Genomic DNA, 18,857 nt, shown 5'->3' on the forward strand with positions numbered 1-18,857 from the left:
AGTCCGCCGTCTCTTGAAATCCCCCTGCAGAAAATCCTTTCTGGCTGCCTTCGCCCGGCGCCAGGTTGCATCCAGCATGGTCGCCCTCGAAGGGAGTCAGCCGGTGCGCCTGACCATCGCCAGCAGCCCGGCGGCAACCATGAACAGGCCGCCAAAGGTACGATTGAGCAAACGCTGCTGCGCCGGCGAACGCAGTACTCGCAGCACCCGCGCAGCCAGACCGGTGTAGGCCGCCATTACCAGCAGATCAACCACGATCATGGTCAGCGCCATAAGGGCATATTGCGGCAATTGCGGCTGCTGCAACTCGATAAATTGCGGCAACACCGCAAGGATGAAAATAATCGCCTTGGGGTTGCTGGCGTTGACCAGAAATCCGCTAAGCACCAGCGCCGCCCGGCGCCGCGGCGGATGCGGCATGTTTTCAGCGCGTAAAGGTGCCGGCGCCGCCTGCCATTGCTTCCAGCCCAGATAGACCAGATAGAGCACCCCGAAGCCCTTGATCAGGCTGAACGCCAGTTCGGACGTGGCCAGCAAGGCACCGACACCGGCGGCAACAATGACGATCTGCAGCAGCAGCGCCACCTGCAGGCCGAAGGCATTCCAGTAGCCACGACGAAAGCCGTACTGCAAACCGGCCGACATCGAAGCCACAGCCCCGGCACCGGGTGACAGGCTGATCACCCAGCAGGCAATGAAAAAGGCAATCCAGGTTTCCAGACTCATGCAAGCACTCACGGCATACCGGCAAAGCGCAAGGATAACGCTGCGCGAAAGCGGAACGCCATGCCCGCCAAGTGTTGACGGAGTAACCCTTCAGCGACGCGGCAGGACGGGACGGGCAATCGGCTGTACCGGACGCGGGGGCAGCACCGAACCGGGGGGGCGCGGCCGCACAATCGGCCGCCGGTCTGGTCCCGCTGGCCAGCTGTTGTAATACGGCGCGTTGTTATAGTTGCTGTCTTCCTGCTCTGCCGGCTCAGCCTGGGCTGCCGCAACGGCGGCGGCTTTGGCCGCCTCGGCTGCCCGTTGCTCGCGCAATCTGCGCTCTTGGGCCATCTCGTCGGCCTGGCGCTGCAAGGCTTCGCTGCGTTGCTGTGCCGCTTCAGTTTCTGCAGCCGAAGGGCCGGCCGGCATCTGCAGCTGCTCGGCAGTGTGCCCGGAGGGTGGCGGCTGGTCGGAATAGGTGACGTTCCCTGCAGCATCTACCCACTTGTACACCGGCTCCTGCGCAGCGGCATGGGGCAACAGCGCAACGCCGGCACAGAAGATAGGCAACAGGAGCAGAATTCCCGGCTTCGCTACAGACATGCATTCCTCCGCGGCAGGGCTTGAACGTTACCGGTCAGCATGGCACTTCCCGCTGAATAGTCCAGCAGGCAGCTGCTCCGGTAACGCAAAAGCTGCACGGGTCAGTCCGGCAAATCCTTGTGCAATTGCACCGGGCTGGTCTTCTTGCCCAGCGCCGTACGCACCCGGATATTGATCGCCTCTACCGCCAGCGAGAAGGCCATGGCGAAATACACATAGCCCTTGGGCACATGCACATCAAAGGCTTCGGCAACCAGCACGGTGCCCACCACGATCAGGAATGACAGCGCGAGAATCTTCAGCGATGGATGCTTGTCGATGAACTCGCTGATGGTTCCCGAGGCCAGCATCATTACCAGCACCGAAATGACAATGGCCGCGATCATCACCGGCACGTTCTGCACCATACCCACGGCGGTGATGACCGAGTCCAGCGAGAAGATGATGTCGATAATGGCAATCTGGATAATGATGCCGAGGAAACCGTAGGTCTTGCCGGTACTGGAAGGCCCCTCATCGGCAACCTCCGTGCTGTGGTAGATCTCCATGGTGCTTTTGAACAGCAGGAACAGACCGCCGAAAAACAGGATCAGGTCACGTCCGGAAATACCCTGAGCAAACACCGTAAACAGGTCATCGGTCAGGCGCATTACCCAGGTGATCGACAGCAGCAGGCCGATACGCGTGCCCATGGCCAGCGCCAGCCCGAAAATCCGCCCGCGCGCCTGCTGCTCTTTCGGCAGGCGGCTGACCAGAATCGAGATAAAGATGATGTTGTCGATGCCCAGCACGATTTCCAGTGCCGTCAATGTCAGAAACGCAACCCAGAGCTCCGGGGTCATCAGCCATTCCATGTTTTCTACCTCAAGGGATAACGCCAGGGTTACTCGGCTTGCGCCAATTGTTGTTCCAAAGCTTCCAGCTGCTCAAGGGCGGCCATCCACTGCTCTTCCAGCCCGGCCTCGCGGGCTTTCAATTTAGCCTGCATGGCCAGCTGTTCGCGCAGTTCATCCTTGCGCCCCGCTTCGTAAATCGCCGCATCGGCCAGACCGGCTTCGACACCGGCCAGTTGCTCATGCAGTTGTCCCAGGGCTTTTTCCAGCTTCTCCGCTTCCCGCCGATGGGGTGCCAGTTGCTGGCGCAACGCCGCTGCCGCCTGGCGCTGTGCGCGCCGGTCAGTCTTGTCTGCACCCGGCTCGCTGGTGCCGGCGGGGATCTGCCGCGCACGGTAATCCACCAGCCAGCGGCTGTAGTCATCCAGGTCGCCGTCGAAGGTCTGCACGCGGCCATCGGCCACCAGCAGAAACTCGTCGGTGGTGCTTTTCAGCAAATGCCGGTCGTGGGAGACCACCAGCACTGCGCCGGAAAACTCCTGCAGGGCCATGGTCAGCGCCAGGCGCATTTCCAGATCCAGATGGTTGGTCGGTTCGTCGAGCAGCAGCAGATTGGGGCGCTGCCAGGCAATCAGTGCCAGCGCCAGGCGGGCCTTTTCGCCACCGGAAAAATTGACTACCGCTTCGTCACAACGGCCACCGCGGAAGTCAAAACCACCGAGAAAATCCCGCAGCGTCTGCTCGCGCTCGCTCGGGGCAATCCGCTGCAGGTGCAGCAGCGGGCTGGCTTTATTGTCCAGCGAGTCCAGCTGGTGCTGGGCAAAGTAGCCAATGGACAGATTTTCACCGCGCTGCAGGCGGCCGCCCAGTGGCTGCAAGTCGCCGGAAAGGGTCTTGATCAGGGTTGATTTACCCGCGCCATTCGGGCCCAGCAGGCCGATACGTGCACCGGGCACCAGTTGCAGCTTGACCTGTTGCAGTACCGTCTTGTCGCCATAGCCCAGCCTGCCTTCAGCCAGGTCCAGCAGCGGACTGGAGATTTTCTGTGATTCGCGGAAGCAGAAATCAAACGGCGAGTCGACATGCGCCGGGGCCAGCTCTTCCAGACGCTCCAGCGCCTTGATGCGGCTTTGCGCCTGGCGCGCCTTGGTCGCCTGGGCCTTGAAGCGGGCAATGTACTTTTCCATGTGCGCGCGCTGTGCCTGCTGTTTCTCGAAGGCTTGCTGCTGCTGCGCCAGGCGCTCGGCGCGGGTGCGCTCGAAGGTTGAATAACCGCCGCGGTAGAGCACCAGTTTCTGCTGCTCCAGATGCACGATGTGATCCACTACGGCATCCAGAAAGTCACGGTCATGGGAAATCAGTATCAATGTACCGGGATACTCCTTCAGCCAGCTTTCCAGCCAGAGGATGGCATCCAGATCGAGGTGGTTGGTCGGTTCGTCGAGCAGCAACAGGTCGGACGGACACATCAGGGCCTGCGCCAGATTCAGGCGCATGCGCCAGCCACCGGAAAAGTCAGCTACCGGCTGATCCATCTGCGCGTTACTGAAGCCCAGACCGGCAAGCAATTTGCGCGCCCGCGCATCCGCGCTGTAACCGTTGGCGTTATCCAGTTCCAGATGCAGGCGGGCAATGGCGTGACCATCATGGGCCGCCTCGGCAACGCCCAGCTGCTGTTGCACGCTGCGCAGATGCTGGTCACCATCGAGCACATAATCCACCGCCTGGCGTTCGAGGGTCTCGATCTCCTGACGCATATGGGCAATGCGCCAGTCCGGTGGCAGCAGGCAGTCACCGCCGTCGGCACCCAGCTCCCCACGCAGCAGGGCAAACAGGCTCGATTTGCCGGCACCGTTGGCGCCAATCAGTCCCGCTTTCTGGCCCGGATGCAGGGTAAGCTCGGCACCATCGAGCAAACGCTGCGGGCCGCGCTGCAGGGTAAGATTTTGCAGTCGAATCATCTGATCCTGTCCAGGGCAGTCGGCCGGCGCAAAGTGCCGAACGAAAAATAGCTAATGGTGCAGCAGGTTGAGCACCGCTGCTCTTGCGGCCGCGGAGTTTATCAGCTTTCGCTGCCACAACCTGCGGAGCAAGACATGCCTGCCGATTTATGGAACTTCGCCAAACGCGTCTATGCCTGCCCGGGCGCAGAGGAAGCCTGCCTGCAACTGCAGGCCAGCGGGGCAGATGTCTGCCTGTTGCTGACCGCGCTCTGGCTTGAGCAGCGCCAGGTCGCCTGCAGCGGGACACGCAGCAAAGCGCTCCAGAGCATTGCCGGGCCGTGGCAGGATGCAGTGGTAAAACCGCTAAGACAGATGCGCCAGAGTTGGCGCACCAAGGCGCAACAGGATGAGCAACTGCGGTTGTTGCGCGAGCAGGTCAAAATCCTGGAATTGCAGGCCGAGAAGGCTTTGCTGACGCGACTGGAACAATGCAGCCAGAGCTGGCCGGCAAGTAAAGCAGGCTCCTGGCTGATCACGCTGGCAGGAGCCGCTGGCAGAGACAACCGCGCTGCGCTGGATACCCTGCGCAGCGCAGCCGCGGCGGTTTAACTCGCCGGCTTGGCAGGAGCAGCTGCGGCAGGTTTGGCAGCGGCAGGCTTTCTCGCGGCGGGTTTGCGTGCTGCCGGTTTGGCCGCAGGCTTGGCCGCCGGCTTGGGAGCAGCGGGTTTGGCGGCTGGCTTGGCAGCAGCCGCAGGTTTGGCAGGGGCGCGCCGGCGCGCCGGAGCCTTAGCTGCAGGTTTTGCCGCTGCGGCAGGCTTGGCGGCAGCCGCCTTGGGCGCTGCGGCCTTGGTTGCAGCCGGTTTGGCATTGCGCATATTGAGTGCGGAGCTGACTGCTTCGCGCACCTTGTTCACGCCTTCAGCCAGATTCATGCTTTCCTGGGCGTCACGCTTGAGGTCGGAAATGTACTGCAGGGTCTGGGTCTGACGATCCATCAGCGCATCGAGCAGGTCTTCCAGCTCGGCAATGCTTTTACGCGCCTTGGCCTGCGCCTTGGATTTACCGGCAGTGGCAGCTTCCTGCATCTTGATACGATTCTTGTGCAGCTTTTCCTGCGCCTTGTTACGCTCTTTTTCCAGCTTGGCGAGGATACTTTCAGCTTCTGCCATGGCTTTTGCGCAGGCATTTTCCAAGTGCGCCACAAGGCCTCCTGAAAGCTCCTGCAGCAAGTGCAACGGGGTAGGCAGTGACTTCTTCTTTGACGACATGGCTCGCCTCCAGGCGTGTGGGTATGGTCCCATCTTAGCCCTGTAATGCAGCGGCGGCCAGAAGCCCTCGGCGTTTTTACGGCTATTCAACCGGCAATTTCACGCAATTGTCATATGCCCATAGATCCGGCCACTGCCGGAGCAAGTCTCTCGACCAGTTCAGGCGTCAAAATTGCCAGACATCCTTCCAGCCGAAAGCCCGTCACCCTGACCGGGTGCAGACAGAAAAAGGAACTAGACACAGGCACAGAACCGCTGAATACAACCTGACGTCACAGACGCCAGATACATCCGCCTTTCAGGCCTGGGGCAGTGCTTCTTGCTGGTGGGCGTTATGCAGCACTTCGATCATGCAGTCTTCCAGCTCGAAACGCTCCTGCAGCAATTCACCCAGCTGCTCGAGCTCCGCATGCAGTGATTTGCTTTCACGGCAATCGCCATTGTCGCAGTGGTCATTGAACGACAAGGCAACCTGGGTGATCGCCTCGATGCGCGGGTAGATCCGGCGCGCCAGCTCCAGGCCGCGCTGATCGTCGAAGCTGCGGGCTTCCTGCAGCAACTGCTGGTAGATCTCGAAATGACCCGCCGACACGTAGTCGACCAGCAATTGACAGAACCCCTTGAGGTCATTGGCGTTGGCGGCAGGCGCATGCTGTTCTGCAGTCAGCTTGCCGAAGAGAAGCACCAGTTGATGGCGCTCCTGCAGCCAGCGATCAATCACCTGGTGCAACCCGCCCCAGCGTTCCTGGGCGTTCTGGCAGCTCTCTAACATGATGCTTCGCTTCCCTTGTGGTCTTGATTTTATCGGCGAACTTCCAGGTCAAGATGCCTAATACGAAGTCGCGCGGGAAGGTGCTGGCAACGCAAGCGCCGCTGACAACACGAGCCAACAGGGTATGCCGCCCCTCTGATGCAGACAAGCCACTGTCAGTGGAAAATTCATACAGCTGTTTAATCGCTTCCGGCACACCTGCCGCAGACGTCAGCTGCGTCGCAGCAATTGCAACAATGCGAATACCAGCATGCCGAGAAAAGCCAGCAGGCTCCATTCGGCAATGCTCAGGGTAAACAATGACCAGCTGACCTCGGCGCAATCGGCGCTGCCGTGCAGCACCACCTTGACCACGTCCTGAAACGGCAGCGAGTCCATCAGGTAATCCAGCGGCGGAATACAGGCCGGCAGCTGGTCAGCCGGCATCGATTGCAGCCAGACCTGGCGAGCCGCGGTGCCACCGCCAGCCGCCACAATCAGCAGCAGCAGCACCGCGTAAATGCGCTGGCCAAGCATGCCGGGACCATGCACGGCGGCCAGCAGGCAGACCAGACCGAACAGCATTACGCAGATCCGCTGCACGATGCACAACGGGCATGGCTCGAGACCGACCACATGCTCCAGATACAGTGCGCCGGCCATGATCAGCAGACAGCCGATGAACGCCAGCAAAAACAGGCCGCGGGAAGTTAAAAATGACATGCCGACTCCGAAAACCCAGACCCTCGACAAACAACAGCCGCTTGTCAGGGTAAAAAAACGCAGCAGATGCTTGCAGGATCGGGCGCCGATCACAAGCCCGAATGCAGTTTGAATATATCAGCCGCTGCGGCTGCCCTCCACAGGCTGTGGCAGCTCCGGCAAGGCCTGGCCCATCAGTTCCAGGCCTTGCTGCAACAACTGGTTGCTGCGCCCGATATCGCCGATGCGGGCAAGCAGGCGCGCCAGTTCGGCACAGTTTTCCGCATCCGGCTGCAACAACAGGCTGGCCTCGAAGTAGTCCCGGGCCTTGCCCCACAGTTCGCAACTCAGGCACAGCCGGCCAAGGCTGAGCAGCAACAGCGGATCTTTCGGCTGCTGTTGCAGCCAGCCCTCGGCCAGTTGCAACTGCTTGGCGCTGTCCTTGCTGCGCAGCTGGCCATAGAGTCTGACCAGACGGGCGTCATAACCCTGCTTGAGCGCCTTGCGCAGCAGACTTTCCGCTTGATCATCCGCACCCAGACGGTGCAAGGCTTCGCAGTAGCCCAGCAACAGTTCCGGCTGGCGGCGCAAACCCGAGGACATCTGTTGCCAGGCCTCCGTGACTGCCTGCAGCGCATTCGTGCCTTGTGTTGCGGCTGCCTGCAGACGTCCCTGCCAGGTCTGCACTTCCAGCACAGCCAATTCCTCCGCTGCCAGCGCCTTGCTCTTGTGCAGCTGCGGCAGCAGGGCCAGCAGTGCCGAATGATCGGCGCTGCTGCGATACTGCTGCACCAGCTCGCGCAATACCTGTGGATTACCCGGATAACGCTTGTGCATGACCTGCAGGGTTTCCAGCGCTGCCGCCTGATCGCCGCGCGCCGTTTGCAGTTCGGCATGCGCCAGCGCCACTGCCAGCTCGGCCTTGGGCTGGCTGGTCAAGGCCCGCTCGAGCAATCCATCGGCTTCCGCGGATTGCCCCAGCTGCTGGGCCGCCCGCGCCGCGCCAAGGTAATACATCAGGGGCTGCTCGGCGTCTTCTGCAGCCCGTTGCAAATGCTTTTGCGCCCGTGCCCAGCGGCCTTCCTGCAAATCCACAAAGCCCTGCTCGGCGGAGATCCGGGCCCGGCGGCTGCGATTGCGCCCCGACCACGGATTGACCAGCCCGAGCGAACCCAGCAACAGCCCGAACAGAAAGCGCAAACCGTAGAACAAGGCCCAGATGGCCACCAGCAGCGCCAGCGTCGCCCACAGACTGGCTTCAAAACGGAAGCCCTGATAAGCCACCAGCACGTAACCGGCACTCTGCGCGATCGCCATGCCCAGCGCGGCGGCGGCAGCCACCACCAGCAATATCAATAACGCCAGCCGACTCATGGCTGCTTACCTGCAGCCGGGGCAACAGGCTGCTCTTCGACCTGCTGCCGCCGGAGTATGTAGGCCTGCAGCGCGGCCAAGGCTGGCTGCATGTCCGGCACGCTGACCGACACCGGCTGCGTGGCCAGTTGTTCGATGCTCGCCAGCATGGCGCGGCTCTGTGCGTTGTCCTGCTGGAATGCGCCCTGCAAAATTGAGCGGGCCTGCCCGAGCGCCATCGTATAGACCTGGCTATCAGCATTCAGAGCTGCCCATTGCGCCTGCTCCAGCGCCAGATTCAGCGCCAGACGCACCTGATCCAGTTGCATCCCGGCCAGCAACGGCCGTACATCCTGGTCGGCATTCAGCTGGATACGGAAATAGCGCGACAACTGCTCCCGCCACTGGGCCAGTCGGCTGCTGCCATCGCCCTCGGCGGCGGAGTTGTCCTGAACCTCGCCCTGCAGGGCAAACACCGGGGTCAGCGGCTGTAGGCCGGGGGTCTGCTCGCGCAAGGCACCCAGCTGCAGAAACAGGCCACTGCGGTCCGGTTGATCAACGCTGCGCAGGGCCTGCAACAACGTGGCAATCTGCTGACGGGTGGCAAAGGCGTCCGGATCATCCTGCTCGCGCAGAATCTCACTGGCCCCCTCTACCAGCACCAGCGCACTGTTGATGTCCTGCAGGGCTGCCAGACGCAGACTGGCCAGACGCAGCAGGTGTTCGGCTTCCGCCAGCCGCCAGCCCTGACGGGTACCACCGAGTACGCGGGAGACGCGGCGACTGAGAGCCTGCTGCTCACCCTGCAACTGGGCCAGCAGTTGCTGCTGGGCTGACAATTCTGCTGCGGGGGCAAAATCGGCAAATTTGCTCTGCAATGCTTTGCTCGCGGCAGCACGCTCACCGAGCTGCTGGCGAAGCTGGTCCAGCTGCGTTTGCACAGTCGAGGCGGCGGCTTGTTGCCGTTGCTGCCAGATCCCCCAGCCCGCGGCACCGGCGGCGAGAAGCGCCAGCAGCAAGGCCAGCAAGGCCAGTCCATTGCCGGCGCGCTGCGGTTTGGCAGGCGCGACCGGGGGCTCGCGACGGGGCTCTACAGTTGGTTCGACAGGCAGATCAGCTTCACTCACGTTCATATCCTTATCGCTTCAGTGCGCCGGTGCAGGTTCAGCCTGCAGCGCTTCCAGCAGGGCCGCGGCACTCGCGCCACGACAATCGACAACATGCCGTACCCCGGCAGCCCTGGCCAGCGCCGCCACCCTGGGGCTGGGTACAAACAGTGGCAAACTTGCCACATACGCCCAATCATCAGCGGCCAGCCGGATCAGATGCTCCAGCCCCTGGCCACTGCTGACCAGCAGACCATTGAGTTGCTGCTCGTCTATCCGGGCCCGCAACAGACCCGCCGGGTACTCCGGCAACACACGCCGGTACAGTGAAAGATAGTCAACCGTGACGCCTTGTGCGCGCAAGTGCATGGCAATCAACTCGCGGCCACCCTCACCCTTGAGAATCAGCACGCGCGGCTGCGGCACCTGCAAAGCCCTGTGCAACTGCGGCATCTGCAGCAGGGCTTCGCTGTCATCTGCGGCCTGCGGCCAGCACACCGGCAAACCATGATCGGCCAGCAACTGGCCGGTAGCCGCGCCCACACTGAACCATTGCAGATGTGCCGGAGGCTGCGGCCAGTAATGCTCCAGACGCTGCAGCCCCAGGCGGGCCGCTGGCTTGCTGACCACGATGACGGCCGTGTAGTGATCCAGCTCGAGCATCCGCGCACGCTGCCCGGGTGTTTCCGGCAGCGGCTGAGTCTCCAGCAGCGGCAGGCTGCTGGAGAAAATGCCGCGCGCTGCAAGCTGTGCGGCAAGGGCTTGCGACTCCACTTGCGGGCGCGTCAGCAGCAGGCGCCAGTCACTCACGGCTGGCCGGTCTCGCCATACACCGCCCGCAGAATTTCTGCCGCGCCCTGCTGCAACAACTGTTCGGCAACCTGCACGCCTAGACTTTCTGCGGCTGTCGCCGGCGCGCGCTGTTCAGCACGCAGCAAACGCCCGCCATCGGGCTGGCCGACCAGTCCGCGCAACCACAACTGCTCGCCCTCAAGTACCGCATAGCAGGCAATCGGCACCTGACAGCCGCCGTTAAGATGTTTGTTCAGGGCGCGCTCGGCACTGACCCGCACAGCCGTCTGGGCATGATGCAGCGGTGCCAGCAAGGCATGGATGTCACTATCGGCGCTGCGGCATTCGATACCGACCGCCCCCTGACCACCGGCCGGCAGGCTGTCTTCGGTACTCAGCGAGGAGCGGATGCGTTCGGCAAAGCCCAGGCGGATCAGCCCGGCTGCGGCCAGAATGATCGCGTCATACTCGCCGGCGTCCAGCTTGGCCAGACGGGTGTTGACGTTGCCGCGCAGGAAGTTGATTTTCAGGTCGGGCCGGCGCGCCAGCAGCTGGGCCTGGCGGCGCAGGCTGGAGGTGCCGACCACGCTGCCGGGCGGCAGCTGGTCAAGACTGGCGAAGCGGTTCGAGACGAAGGCATCACGCGGATCTTCGCGCTCGCAGATACAGAACAGGCCAAGACCCTCGGGAAAGTCCATCGGCACATCCTTCATCGAATGCACGGCGATGTCCGCCTCGTGCTCCAGCAGGGCGGTTTCCAGCTCCTTGACGAACAGGCCCTTGCCGCCGATTTTGGCCAGCGGTGCGTCGAGCAGCTTGTCGCCGCGACTGACCATCGGCACCAGGCTGACCTGAATGCCCGGATGGGCCTGTTCCAGGGCAGCCTTGACGTATTCAGCCTGCCACAGGGCGAGGGCACTTTTGCGGGTTGCGATGCGGATGGGACGCGGGGGCATGGCGGCTCTCGAACAATGAACAGCCACCATGATAACAGGACAAAAGCAGCAAATCGGCCCGCTTGCCTGCCGTGACCTGAGTCGGCTAAAGCTGGTTCATCAGCTTGCGCACCCCGGCCACATGGCGGCGGCTGACTGTCAGCGGCTCGCCGTTGAGGTCACGCAGGTATAACTGGAAATGGCCCAGCGCAGTACGTTGCAGACGTTCGATCCGCTCGCGCGCCACCAGGGCATTGCGGTGAATACGCACGAAACGCTCGCCGAACTCGTCTTCCAGGGCTTTCAACGGCTCATCCAGCAATACCTCGCCTTGCGGATGGCGCAGGGTGACGTACTTGTGGTCGGCAATGAAGTAGATCACCTGCTCCAGCGGGATCAGCTCGATACCCTTGCGCGTGCGCGCACTGATATGGCTGCGCGGACCGCCCACTTCGTCCTCCACCGGACGGGTCAGGGCTGCCAGTTGTACGCGGTTAGGCCGTTCGGCGTTCTTCAACGCTTCGGCCAGGGCCTCCAGGCGCACCGGCTTGACCAGATAACCGACGGCGCTGACCTGAAATGCCTCCAGCGCGAACTCGTCATGGGCGGTACAGAAGATCACCGCCGGCGGCGCATCGCGCTCACACAGTTTGGCCGCCACTTGCAGGCCGTCCATGCCCGGCATGCGGATATCCAGCAGAACCACGTCCGGCTTCAGACTGTCGATCAGCTGCAATGCTTCTTCGCCATTACCGGCAGCCGGCTCCAGTGCCCGGCAACCGGGAATCTGGCCGAGCAGGCGGGCCAGACGTTCACGGGCCAGCGGTTCGTCATCGACAATCAGGACATTCATATTGCTCATGCTTCCTGCGGCAGACTCGCACAAGGATAGCGTAGACAAGCGAAATGGCGACCGTCACGACGTTCGACAATTAATCTTGCCTGCGGACCGAAAATCGCCGCCAGACGCGCCTCGATATTGCCCAGCGCCTGACGGGTGCCGCGCGAGGGCCTGGCATCGGCGGCCGGATCAAAGGGGTTGCTCACACACAGTTCGAAAATGCCCTCGCGGTAAGAACCCTCAACGCGCACCAGACCACCGTCTATGCGCGGCTGAATACCATGGATCAAGGCATTTTCCAGCAAGGGTTGCAAGGTCAGCTGGGGAATCGGCAGCTGCGCCGGCAGCGTATCGACCTGCCATTCGAGCTGCAAGCGCTCACCCAGCCGGTATTTTTCGATCGACAGGTAGCGCCTGGCCAGTTCCAGCTCCTCGCACCAGGGCACCAGCACACCGGGCTTGGCCAGGCTGGCACGGAACAGGTCGGAAAGGTCCAGCACCGCCTGCTCGGCCTTGTACGGATCGACGGCGACCAGGCTGGCAATACTGTTCAGGCTGTTGAACAGGAAGTGCGGACGAATACGCGCCTGCAACGATTCGATGCGTGCCTTCAGCTCCGCCTGCTGCTGCCGCCGCCACTGGCTCTGCAGATAGAAATAACGCAACAGCAACGCCGACATGATCAGTGCAATCAGTGCATGGCGCAGATAGAAGTTCGCCTCGCCGTTGCGCTGCATCGCCCCGCCCAGATTGAAATAGTCGGCAACCGCCGAGCAGCCCAGCGTCAGGGCGAGCACCACACAACAACAGGTGGTCGAAGCCAGACTCACCGGCATGCGTGCCAGCAGCGGACGCAGACGACAGAGCACAGCCGCCGACAGCAGCACGATCCACTGCACAAACAGCGAGGTCAGCGCCAGGCGCACCCAGTCGAAGCCCTGCATGATCGGTTCGGCCAGTACCAGCACCAGCACCAGCAACTCGGCCAGCAGGATCAGACTGAACAGGGCCTCCGACTCGCACAGCTCGGGCAGGAAGAAATCATCCTCGACCGCCGGCAAGGCTTGCGGCTTGAACCAGTTTTTGTTCATTTGCTTGGCGATCCCCGCTTCCGCGATTGCAGCAAGCCGCGCGAAGGCGGCTCCGTGCCTGTTATTATTGGTCCACTTTATCCGTTCCGCGGGCATCGCGCCTGCCCCATTCTCACCTCAGCCACGAGTCAGCCATGAGCCAAGATAAGACCAACCAGTCCTGGGGCGGCCGCTTCAGCGAACCCGTCGATGCCTTTGTTGCCCGCTTCACCGCTTCGGTGGATTTCGACAAGCGCCTGTACCGCCACGACATCATGGGCTCGATCGCCCACGCCAGTATGCTGGCCAAGGTCGGCGTGCTGACCAGCGCCGAGCGCGACGCCATCGAGGCCGGTCTGCGGCAGATCCAGGGCGAGATCGAAGCCGGCCAGTTCAACTGGCGCGTCGATCTGGAAGACGTACACATGAACATCGAAGCGGTGCTCACCGAGCGCATCGGCGTCACCGGCAAGAAGATGCACACCGGGCGTTCGCGCAACGATCAGGTGGCTACCGACATCCGCCTGTGGCTGCGTGACGAGATCGACCTGATCCTCGCTGAACTGACCCGCCTGCAACAGGGCCTGCTCGGTCTGGCCGAGGCCGAGGCGGACACCATCATGCCCGGTTTCACCCACCTGCAGACCGCACAGCCGGTGACCTTCGGCCACCATCTGCTGGCCTGGTTCGAAATGCTCTCGCGCGATTACGAGCGTCTGGTCGACTGCCGCAAGCGGGTCAACCGCATGCCACTGGGCTCTGCCGCCCTGGCCGGCACCACTTACCCGATCGATCGCAGCATCACCTGTGAACTGCTCGGTTTCGACGCCGTTGGCGGCAACTCGCTGGACGGCGTTTCCGATCGCGATTTCGCCATCGAGTTCTGTGCGGCGGCCAGTCTGGCGATGATGCACCTGTCGCGTTTTTCCGAAGAGCTGGTGCTGTGGACTTCAGCGCAGTTCCAGTTCATCGACCTGCCGGATCGCTTCTGCACCGGTTCCTCGATCATGCCGCAGAAGAAGAATCCCGATGTGCCGGAACTGGTCCGCGGCAAATCCGGCCGGGTATTCGGTGCCCTGCTGGGCCTGCTGACCCTGATGAAAGGCCAGCCGCTGGCCTACAACAAGGACAACCAGGAAGACAAGGAACCGCTGTTCGACGCCGCCGACACTTTGCGCGACTCGCTGCGTGCCTTTGCCGACATGGTGCCGGCGATCAAGCCCCGCCGCGAGAGCATGCGCGAAGCGGCATTGCGCGGTTTCTCCACCGCCACCGATCTGGCCGACTACCTGGTCGGCAAGGGCCTGCCGTTCCGCGACTGCCACGAGATCGTCGGCCATGCCGTCAGACACGGCGTGGAAACCGGCAAGGACCTGGCCGAAATGAGCCTGGACGAACTGCGCCAGTTCAGTGAGCAGATTACTGATGATGTATTCGCCGTGCTGACTCTGGAAGGCTCGGTGAATGCCCGCGACCATATCGGCGGCACCGCACCGAATCAGGTGCGCGCGGCGGTAGCGCGTGGCAAGGCGCTGCTTGCCGGGCGCTGAGCTGCGCGTTTTTCCTGACTGGATATCCGCAGTACTGATCGTTCCCTCGCTCCTGCGTGGGAACGCAGCGTCAGGCGCTCCGCGCCTGTGGGCCGCAGAGCAGCCCGGGAGTCGTTCCCACGCTGGAGCGTGGGAACGATCAGAAATTTCCAATCCGTCATAGCCCTACCCAGCACCCTTGAGGTTTCCGCGCTGGAGCATGGAAACCATCAGCAACACCAAGGCTTACGCGTTCAAAGCACCCCGGCGCTGCGCAGCTGGCTGATCTGCTCCGCGCTCATGCCCAGCAGTGACTGCAACACCTGCTCGGTATGCTGGCCCAGTAGTGGCGGTGCCTGGCGGTACTCCACCGGTGTGACGGACAGGCGGATCGGGCTGGCCACCTGTGGTGCCAGGCAACCCAGCGCATGGGGCAGATCAAGGCGCAGACCGCGGGCCTTGACCTGCGGGTCTTCAAATACCTGCTGCAGATTGTTGATCGGCCCGCAGGGTACGCCGGCCTGCTCCAGCAGTTCGATCCACAGCGCCGTGCTCTTGAACACCGTGACCTGGCGCAGCAGCGGTATCAGCACCTCGCGATTGGCCACCCGTGCCTTGTTGCTGGCAAAGCGCGGATCGCTGCCCAGCTCGGCACAGCCGGCCACCTCGCAGAACTTGCGGAACTGGCTGTCGTTGCCCACGGCCAGAATGAAATCGCCATCGGCGCTGGGGAAATCCTGGTAAGGCACGATATTCGGGTGGGCATTACCGAGGCGTTTGGGCGGCACGCCGGTGGTCAGGTAATTCATCGCCTGGTTGGCCAGACAGGCCACCTGCACATCCAGCAGCGCCAGATCAACATGCTGGCCAACACCCGTCTGCTCGCGGTGATTGAGCGCGGCGAGAATGCCGATGGTGGCGTACAACCCGGTGAGAATATCGGTGAGGGCCACGCCGACCTTCATCGGACCGCCGCCCCCTTCCTCCTCGCTGCGCCCGGTCAGGCTCATCAGGCCGCCGAGGCCCTGCACCATGAAGTCGTAACCGGCGCGCTTGGCGTAAGGCCCGTCCTGGCCGAAACCGGTTATCGAGCAGTAGATCAGCCGCGGATTGATGGCTTGCAGCGAGGCATAATCCAGCCCATACGCAGCCAGCCCGCCGACCTTGAAGTTCTCCACCAGTACATCACATTGCGCCACCAGTTCACGCACGATGCGCTGGCCTTCGGCCTGGGTGAAATCGATGGTCAGCGACTGCTTGTTGCGGTTGGCGCCAAGGAAGTAAGCCGCCTCGCCGGTGTCGTTGCCCTGCGCATCCTTCAGGTAAGGCGGCCCCCAATGGCGGGTATCGTCACCCACGCCGGGGCGCTCGACCTTGATCACTTCGGCGCCAAGATCGGCCAGCACCTGCCCGGCCCAGGGGCCGGCCAGCACGCGGGATAGGTCAAGCACACGGATATTGGCAAGGGCGCCGGACATGGCAGCAGCTCCATAAAAAGAACGCATCAGATAGGGCGGGCAGACGCAGGGCGGGCTTCCGCCCACCGTAGCCAATAGAACCTTGGTGGGCTGAAGCCCACCCTACGGTTTGTTTACGCCTGCAGATCTTTCAGAGTCAGATCCAGACACAGGCGCGCCTTGGTCACCAGCTCGTCGATCTCGGCTTTGCTGATCACCAGCGGCGGGGCGATGATCATGGTGTCGCCGACCGCACGCATCACCAGCCCGTTGTTGAAGCAGTGACCACGGCACAGCATGCCGACGCCCTTGCCTTCGTAACGGGCGCGGGTTTTCTTGTCGCGCACCAGTTCGATGGCGCCGAGCATGCCAACCCCGCGCACTTCGCCAACCAGCGGGTGATCGAGCAGTTCACGCAAACGCTGCTGCAGATAGGGACCGGTTTCCTCACGCACCTGTTCGACGATCTTCTCTTCGCGCAGGATGCGGATATTTTCCAGCGCCACGGCGGCTGCCACCGGATGCCCGGAATAAGTGAAGCCATGGTTGAAGTCACCTGCCGCCTTGAGCACCTCGGTCACCTTGTCGCTGACAATCAGCCCGCCCATCGGGATGTAACCGGAGGTCAGGCCCTTGGCGATGGTCATCAGGTCCGGCTTGAGGCCGTAGTAGTCGCTGCCGAACCACTCACCGGTACGACCAAAACCGCAGATCACTTCATCGGCAACAAACAGGATGTCGTATTTGGCGAGGATCTCGCGGATTTTCGGCCAGTAGGTTTCCGGCGGCACTATCACCCCGCCGGCGCCCTGGATCGGCTCGGCGATAAAGGCCGCGACGTTCTCCTCGCCGACCTCGAGAATCTTCTTTTCCAGCTGCTCGGCGGCCCATACGCCGAATTCATCCGCGCTCATGTCGCCACCCTCGCCGAACCAGTAGGGCTGCGGGATATGCACGATGCCCGGCACCACCCCGCCCTGCTCGTGCATGTAGCTCATGCCGCCAAGGCTGGAGCCGGCCACGGTGGAGCCGTGATAGCCGTTGATGCGGCTGATGATGATCTGCTTCTGTGGCTGTCCCCTGGAGGCCCAGTAATGGCGGACCATGCGCAGCATGGTGTCATTGCCTTCGGAACCGGAGCCGGTGAAGAACACGTGGTTCATGCCTTCGGGGGCGATTGCGGCGATGGCCTTGGCCAGCTCCAGCACCGGCGGATGGGCAGTCATGAAGAAGGTGTTGTAGAACGGCAGCTCTTTCATCTGCTTGCTGGCAGCATCGGCCAGCTCTTCGCGGCCGTAGCCGATCGCGGCACACCAGAGGCCGGCCATGCCGTCGAGAATCTTGTTGCCTTCGCTGTCCCAGACGTAGACACCCTGGCCCTTGACGATAATGCGCGGGCCAACGTCAATGACTTGCTGGAAGTCGCTGAACGGCGCCAGGTGGTGGTCGCGGCTCATGGCCTGCCAGGCGAGGGTTTGCGGATTCTTCGGGGTGGTAGTCATGTCGTCTCCAGAGTGCGGCAAGGCAACGGCACACAGGCCGCTGCGGGATTAACTGCGATCCAGCAGATGCTTCAAGGCGAAGTCAGGATCAGCTTCCTGCTCGTCCAGTTCATGGCGTTTGATCAGCGTATACAGCTCGACAAAAGGTGCGCCGAAGGTTTCCAGCATGATCGGGCAGCGCTCCCACTCGTCCAGTGCCTGTGCCAGATTCAGCGGCAAGGCACCGGCGGCAGACACCGCCGGCCGGTCACTGGTCTCCGGGCCGGGTTCGAGGCGTTGCTGCATGCCACTGAGGCCGGCACCGATCATCAGCGCCAGACTCAGGTAGGGATTGGCATCGCCACCCGGCAGGCGGTGTTCCAGCCGGCGGTTGGCCGGATCGGAGTGCGGAATGCGGAAAGCCACAGTGCGGTTGTCGTAACCCCACTCGGCGCTGGCCGGCGCTGCGTCCGGGCGCTGCAGGCGCACATAGGAATGCACATAAGGGGCAAGGATGGCGATCGACGCCCGTGCTGAAGCCTGCCAGCCACCGACGAAATGCCGCAAGCGCGGATGCGCCGAGCCGTCGCTGTCGGTAAACGGATTATTACCCCCGACATCGCTCAGGCTGATATGCCAGTGCATGCCGGTGCCGGGCTCCTGCAGATAGGGCTTGGCCATGAAGGTCGCCCGGCAACCATGGCGGCGCGCCAGCTCACGGGCCAGACGCTTGAAGCGGAACACCGCATCGGCTTGCGCCAGCGGTTCGCCGGGGCCGAAATTGACTTCATATTGACCGGTTGCCGCTTCGTGGCCATAGCCGGTAATCGGAATGCCCTGTACCTCGCAGGCATCCCACAGGTCATCGAAAAACGGCGCAAAGCTTGCGGCGGTTTCCGCAGAGGAGACGTCATGGGAGCTTTCCACATGCGGCACTCTGGCGGACATGCCATGCGCCACTTGCAGGCTGCCATCGGCGTTGCGCTGCTCGTGCACCAGAAAGAACTCCAGCTCCGGCGCCACGCGGGCACGGTAGCCGGCAGCCGCCAGTCGATTGAGCATCTGCTTGAGCAGCTGGCGTGGCGCCAGTTCGGCGACATTCACCTGCCGCTGACCATCGGCTGCGGTGAAGCGCGCTTCGATATCACACAGGATGCTGGCGGTTGGCACCTTCGCCAGCGGATCACGCACCAGCGTGCTCCAGTCCGGGCGCAGTGCCATGTCCGGAAAGGTCTGCGGAAAGATTCGGTCGAACACTGCCTCTGGCTCACCGCCGGTAACTGTCAGACCAAGCAACAGCGAGGGCATTTTCGCCCCCGCAGTTTCGAGGAAACTGGCGGTGCCGAGGATCTTGCCGCGCGCCACGCTGGTCAGGTCGGCAAACACCAGCTCGACCCGGCGAATGCCGTTGGCCTCAAGCCAGGCCAGTGCCTCGTCGGCGGTGGACAAATGGGGATGCATGCAACCGGACCTCAAGGCGTAGGG

Annotated in this window: 17 protein-coding genes and 1 pseudogene; 2 read left to right on the top strand and 16 right to left on the bottom strand. The window is 62.6% G+C overall.

What is annotated here, in order from left to right:
- Positions 1–96: 96 nt before the first annotated feature.
- The 4 genes from BLT89_RS15675 to BLT89_RS15690 form a co-directional block, all read right to left on the bottom strand.
- Positions 97–726, bottom strand: a complete 630-nt coding sequence (locus tag BLT89_RS15675) for a LysE family transporter (RefSeq protein ID WP_090197551.1) — start codon at positions 724–726, stop codon at positions 97–99.
- A 90-nt stretch (positions 727–816) separates the two neighbouring features.
- Positions 817–1,311, bottom strand: a complete 495-nt coding sequence (locus tag BLT89_RS15680) for a DUF4124 domain-containing protein (RefSeq protein WP_090197554.1) — start codon at positions 1,309–1,311, stop codon at positions 817–819.
- A gap of 101 nt (positions 1,312–1,412) precedes the next feature.
- The gene (locus BLT89_RS15685) at positions 1,413–2,165 is read right to left on the bottom strand and encodes a TerC family protein (RefSeq protein WP_090197557.1); all 753 of its coding nucleotides are present in this window, start codon (positions 2,163–2,165) and stop codon (positions 1,413–1,415) included.
- A gap of 29 nt (positions 2,166–2,194) precedes the next feature.
- On the bottom strand, positions 2,195–4,105 hold the full coding sequence (locus BLT89_RS15690; RefSeq protein ID WP_090197560.1) for an ATP-binding cassette domain-containing protein: 1,911 nt from the start codon (positions 4,103–4,105) through the stop codon (positions 2,195–2,197).
- A 135-nt stretch (positions 4,106–4,240) separates the two neighbouring features.
- On the opposite strand from BLT89_RS15690, the gene BLT89_RS15695 reads away from it, so the two are divergent.
- Complete coding sequence (locus BLT89_RS15695) at positions 4,241–4,696, top strand: TIGR02444 family protein (protein ID WP_090197562.1); 456 nt, start codon at positions 4,241–4,243, stop codon at positions 4,694–4,696.
- On the opposite strand, the pseudogene BLT89_RS17750 reads toward BLT89_RS15695, so the two are convergent.
- The 9 genes and pseudogenes from BLT89_RS17750 to BLT89_RS15740 all read right to left on the bottom strand — a co-directional run.
- Positions 4,696–5,355, bottom strand: a pseudogene (locus tag BLT89_RS17750) (AlgP family protein); the annotation flags it as partial. The gene BLT89_RS15695 and the pseudogene BLT89_RS17750 sit on opposite strands and share 1 nt — an antisense overlap.
- Before the next feature lie 298 nt (positions 5,356–5,653).
- Complete coding sequence (gene rsd / locus BLT89_RS15705; RefSeq protein ID WP_090197565.1) at positions 5,654–6,127, bottom strand: sigma D regulator; 474 nt, start codon at positions 6,125–6,127, stop codon at positions 5,654–5,656.
- Between the two features lie 210 nt (positions 6,128–6,337).
- Entirely contained in the window at positions 6,338–6,829 is a 492-nt protein-coding gene (locus BLT89_RS15710; protein WP_090197568.1) for a disulfide bond formation protein B, read from the bottom strand.
- Positions 6,830–6,946: 117 nt separating this feature from the next.
- Entirely contained in the window at positions 6,947–8,182 is a 1,236-nt protein-coding gene (locus tag BLT89_RS15715) for a heme biosynthesis HemY N-terminal domain-containing protein (RefSeq protein WP_090197571.1), read from the bottom strand.
- On the bottom strand, positions 8,179–9,288 hold the full coding sequence (locus BLT89_RS15720) for a uroporphyrinogen-III C-methyltransferase (protein WP_231975034.1): 1,110 nt from the start codon (positions 9,286–9,288) through the stop codon (positions 8,179–8,181). The genes BLT89_RS15715 and BLT89_RS15720 overlap by 4 nt, the downstream gene beginning before the upstream one ends.
- An 18-nt stretch (positions 9,289–9,306) precedes the next feature.
- Entirely contained in the window at positions 9,307–10,077 is a 771-nt protein-coding gene (locus BLT89_RS15725) for a uroporphyrinogen-III synthase (RefSeq protein WP_090197576.1), read from the bottom strand.
- On the bottom strand, positions 10,074–11,015 hold the full coding sequence (hemC, locus tag BLT89_RS15730; protein ID WP_090197578.1) for a hydroxymethylbilane synthase: 942 nt from the start codon (positions 11,013–11,015) through the stop codon (positions 10,074–10,076). Before hemC ends, BLT89_RS15725 begins: the two co-directional genes overlap by 4 nt.
- Positions 11,016–11,100: 85 nt before the next feature.
- Complete coding sequence (locus BLT89_RS15735; protein WP_090199121.1) at positions 11,101–11,847, bottom strand: LytR/AlgR family response regulator transcription factor; 747 nt, start codon at positions 11,845–11,847, stop codon at positions 11,101–11,103.
- Between the two features lie 5 nt (positions 11,848–11,852).
- A complete protein-coding gene (locus BLT89_RS15740) occupies positions 11,853–12,926 on the bottom strand; it encodes a sensor histidine kinase (RefSeq protein ID WP_090197581.1) in 1,074 nt (357 codons plus the stop codon).
- Between the two features lie 134 nt (positions 12,927–13,060).
- On the opposite strand from BLT89_RS15740, the gene argH reads away from it, so the two are divergent.
- On the top strand, positions 13,061–14,455 hold the full coding sequence (gene argH / locus BLT89_RS15745) for an argininosuccinate lyase (RefSeq protein ID WP_090197583.1): 1,395 nt from the start codon (positions 13,061–13,063) through the stop codon (positions 14,453–14,455).
- A gap of 233 nt (positions 14,456–14,688) precedes the next feature.
- On the opposite strand, the gene BLT89_RS15750 is transcribed toward argH, so the two are convergent.
- The 3 genes from BLT89_RS15750 to BLT89_RS15760 form a co-directional block, all read right to left on the bottom strand.
- Entirely contained in the window at positions 14,689–15,912 is a 1,224-nt protein-coding gene (locus BLT89_RS15750) for a CaiB/BaiF CoA transferase family protein (RefSeq protein ID WP_090197585.1), read from the bottom strand.
- Between the two features lie 113 nt (positions 15,913–16,025).
- Positions 16,026–17,393 carry an aspartate aminotransferase family protein gene (locus tag BLT89_RS15755; protein WP_090197588.1) on the bottom strand — a complete coding sequence of 456 codons (1,368 nt, stop codon included), beginning with the start codon at positions 17,391–17,393 and terminating at the stop codon, positions 16,026–16,028.
- 48 nt (positions 17,394–17,441) lie between these two features.
- Positions 17,442–18,833, bottom strand: coding sequence for a glutamine synthetase family protein (locus BLT89_RS15760; protein ID WP_090197591.1), 1,392 nt, complete (start codon positions 18,831–18,833; stop codon positions 17,442–17,444).
- Positions 18,834–18,857 lie beyond the last annotated feature (24 nt).

The sequence above is a fragment of the Pseudomonas pohangensis genome, from assembly GCF_900105995.1.
Classification (GTDB): domain Bacteria; phylum Pseudomonadota; class Gammaproteobacteria; order Pseudomonadales; family Pseudomonadaceae; genus Aquipseudomonas; species Aquipseudomonas pohangensis.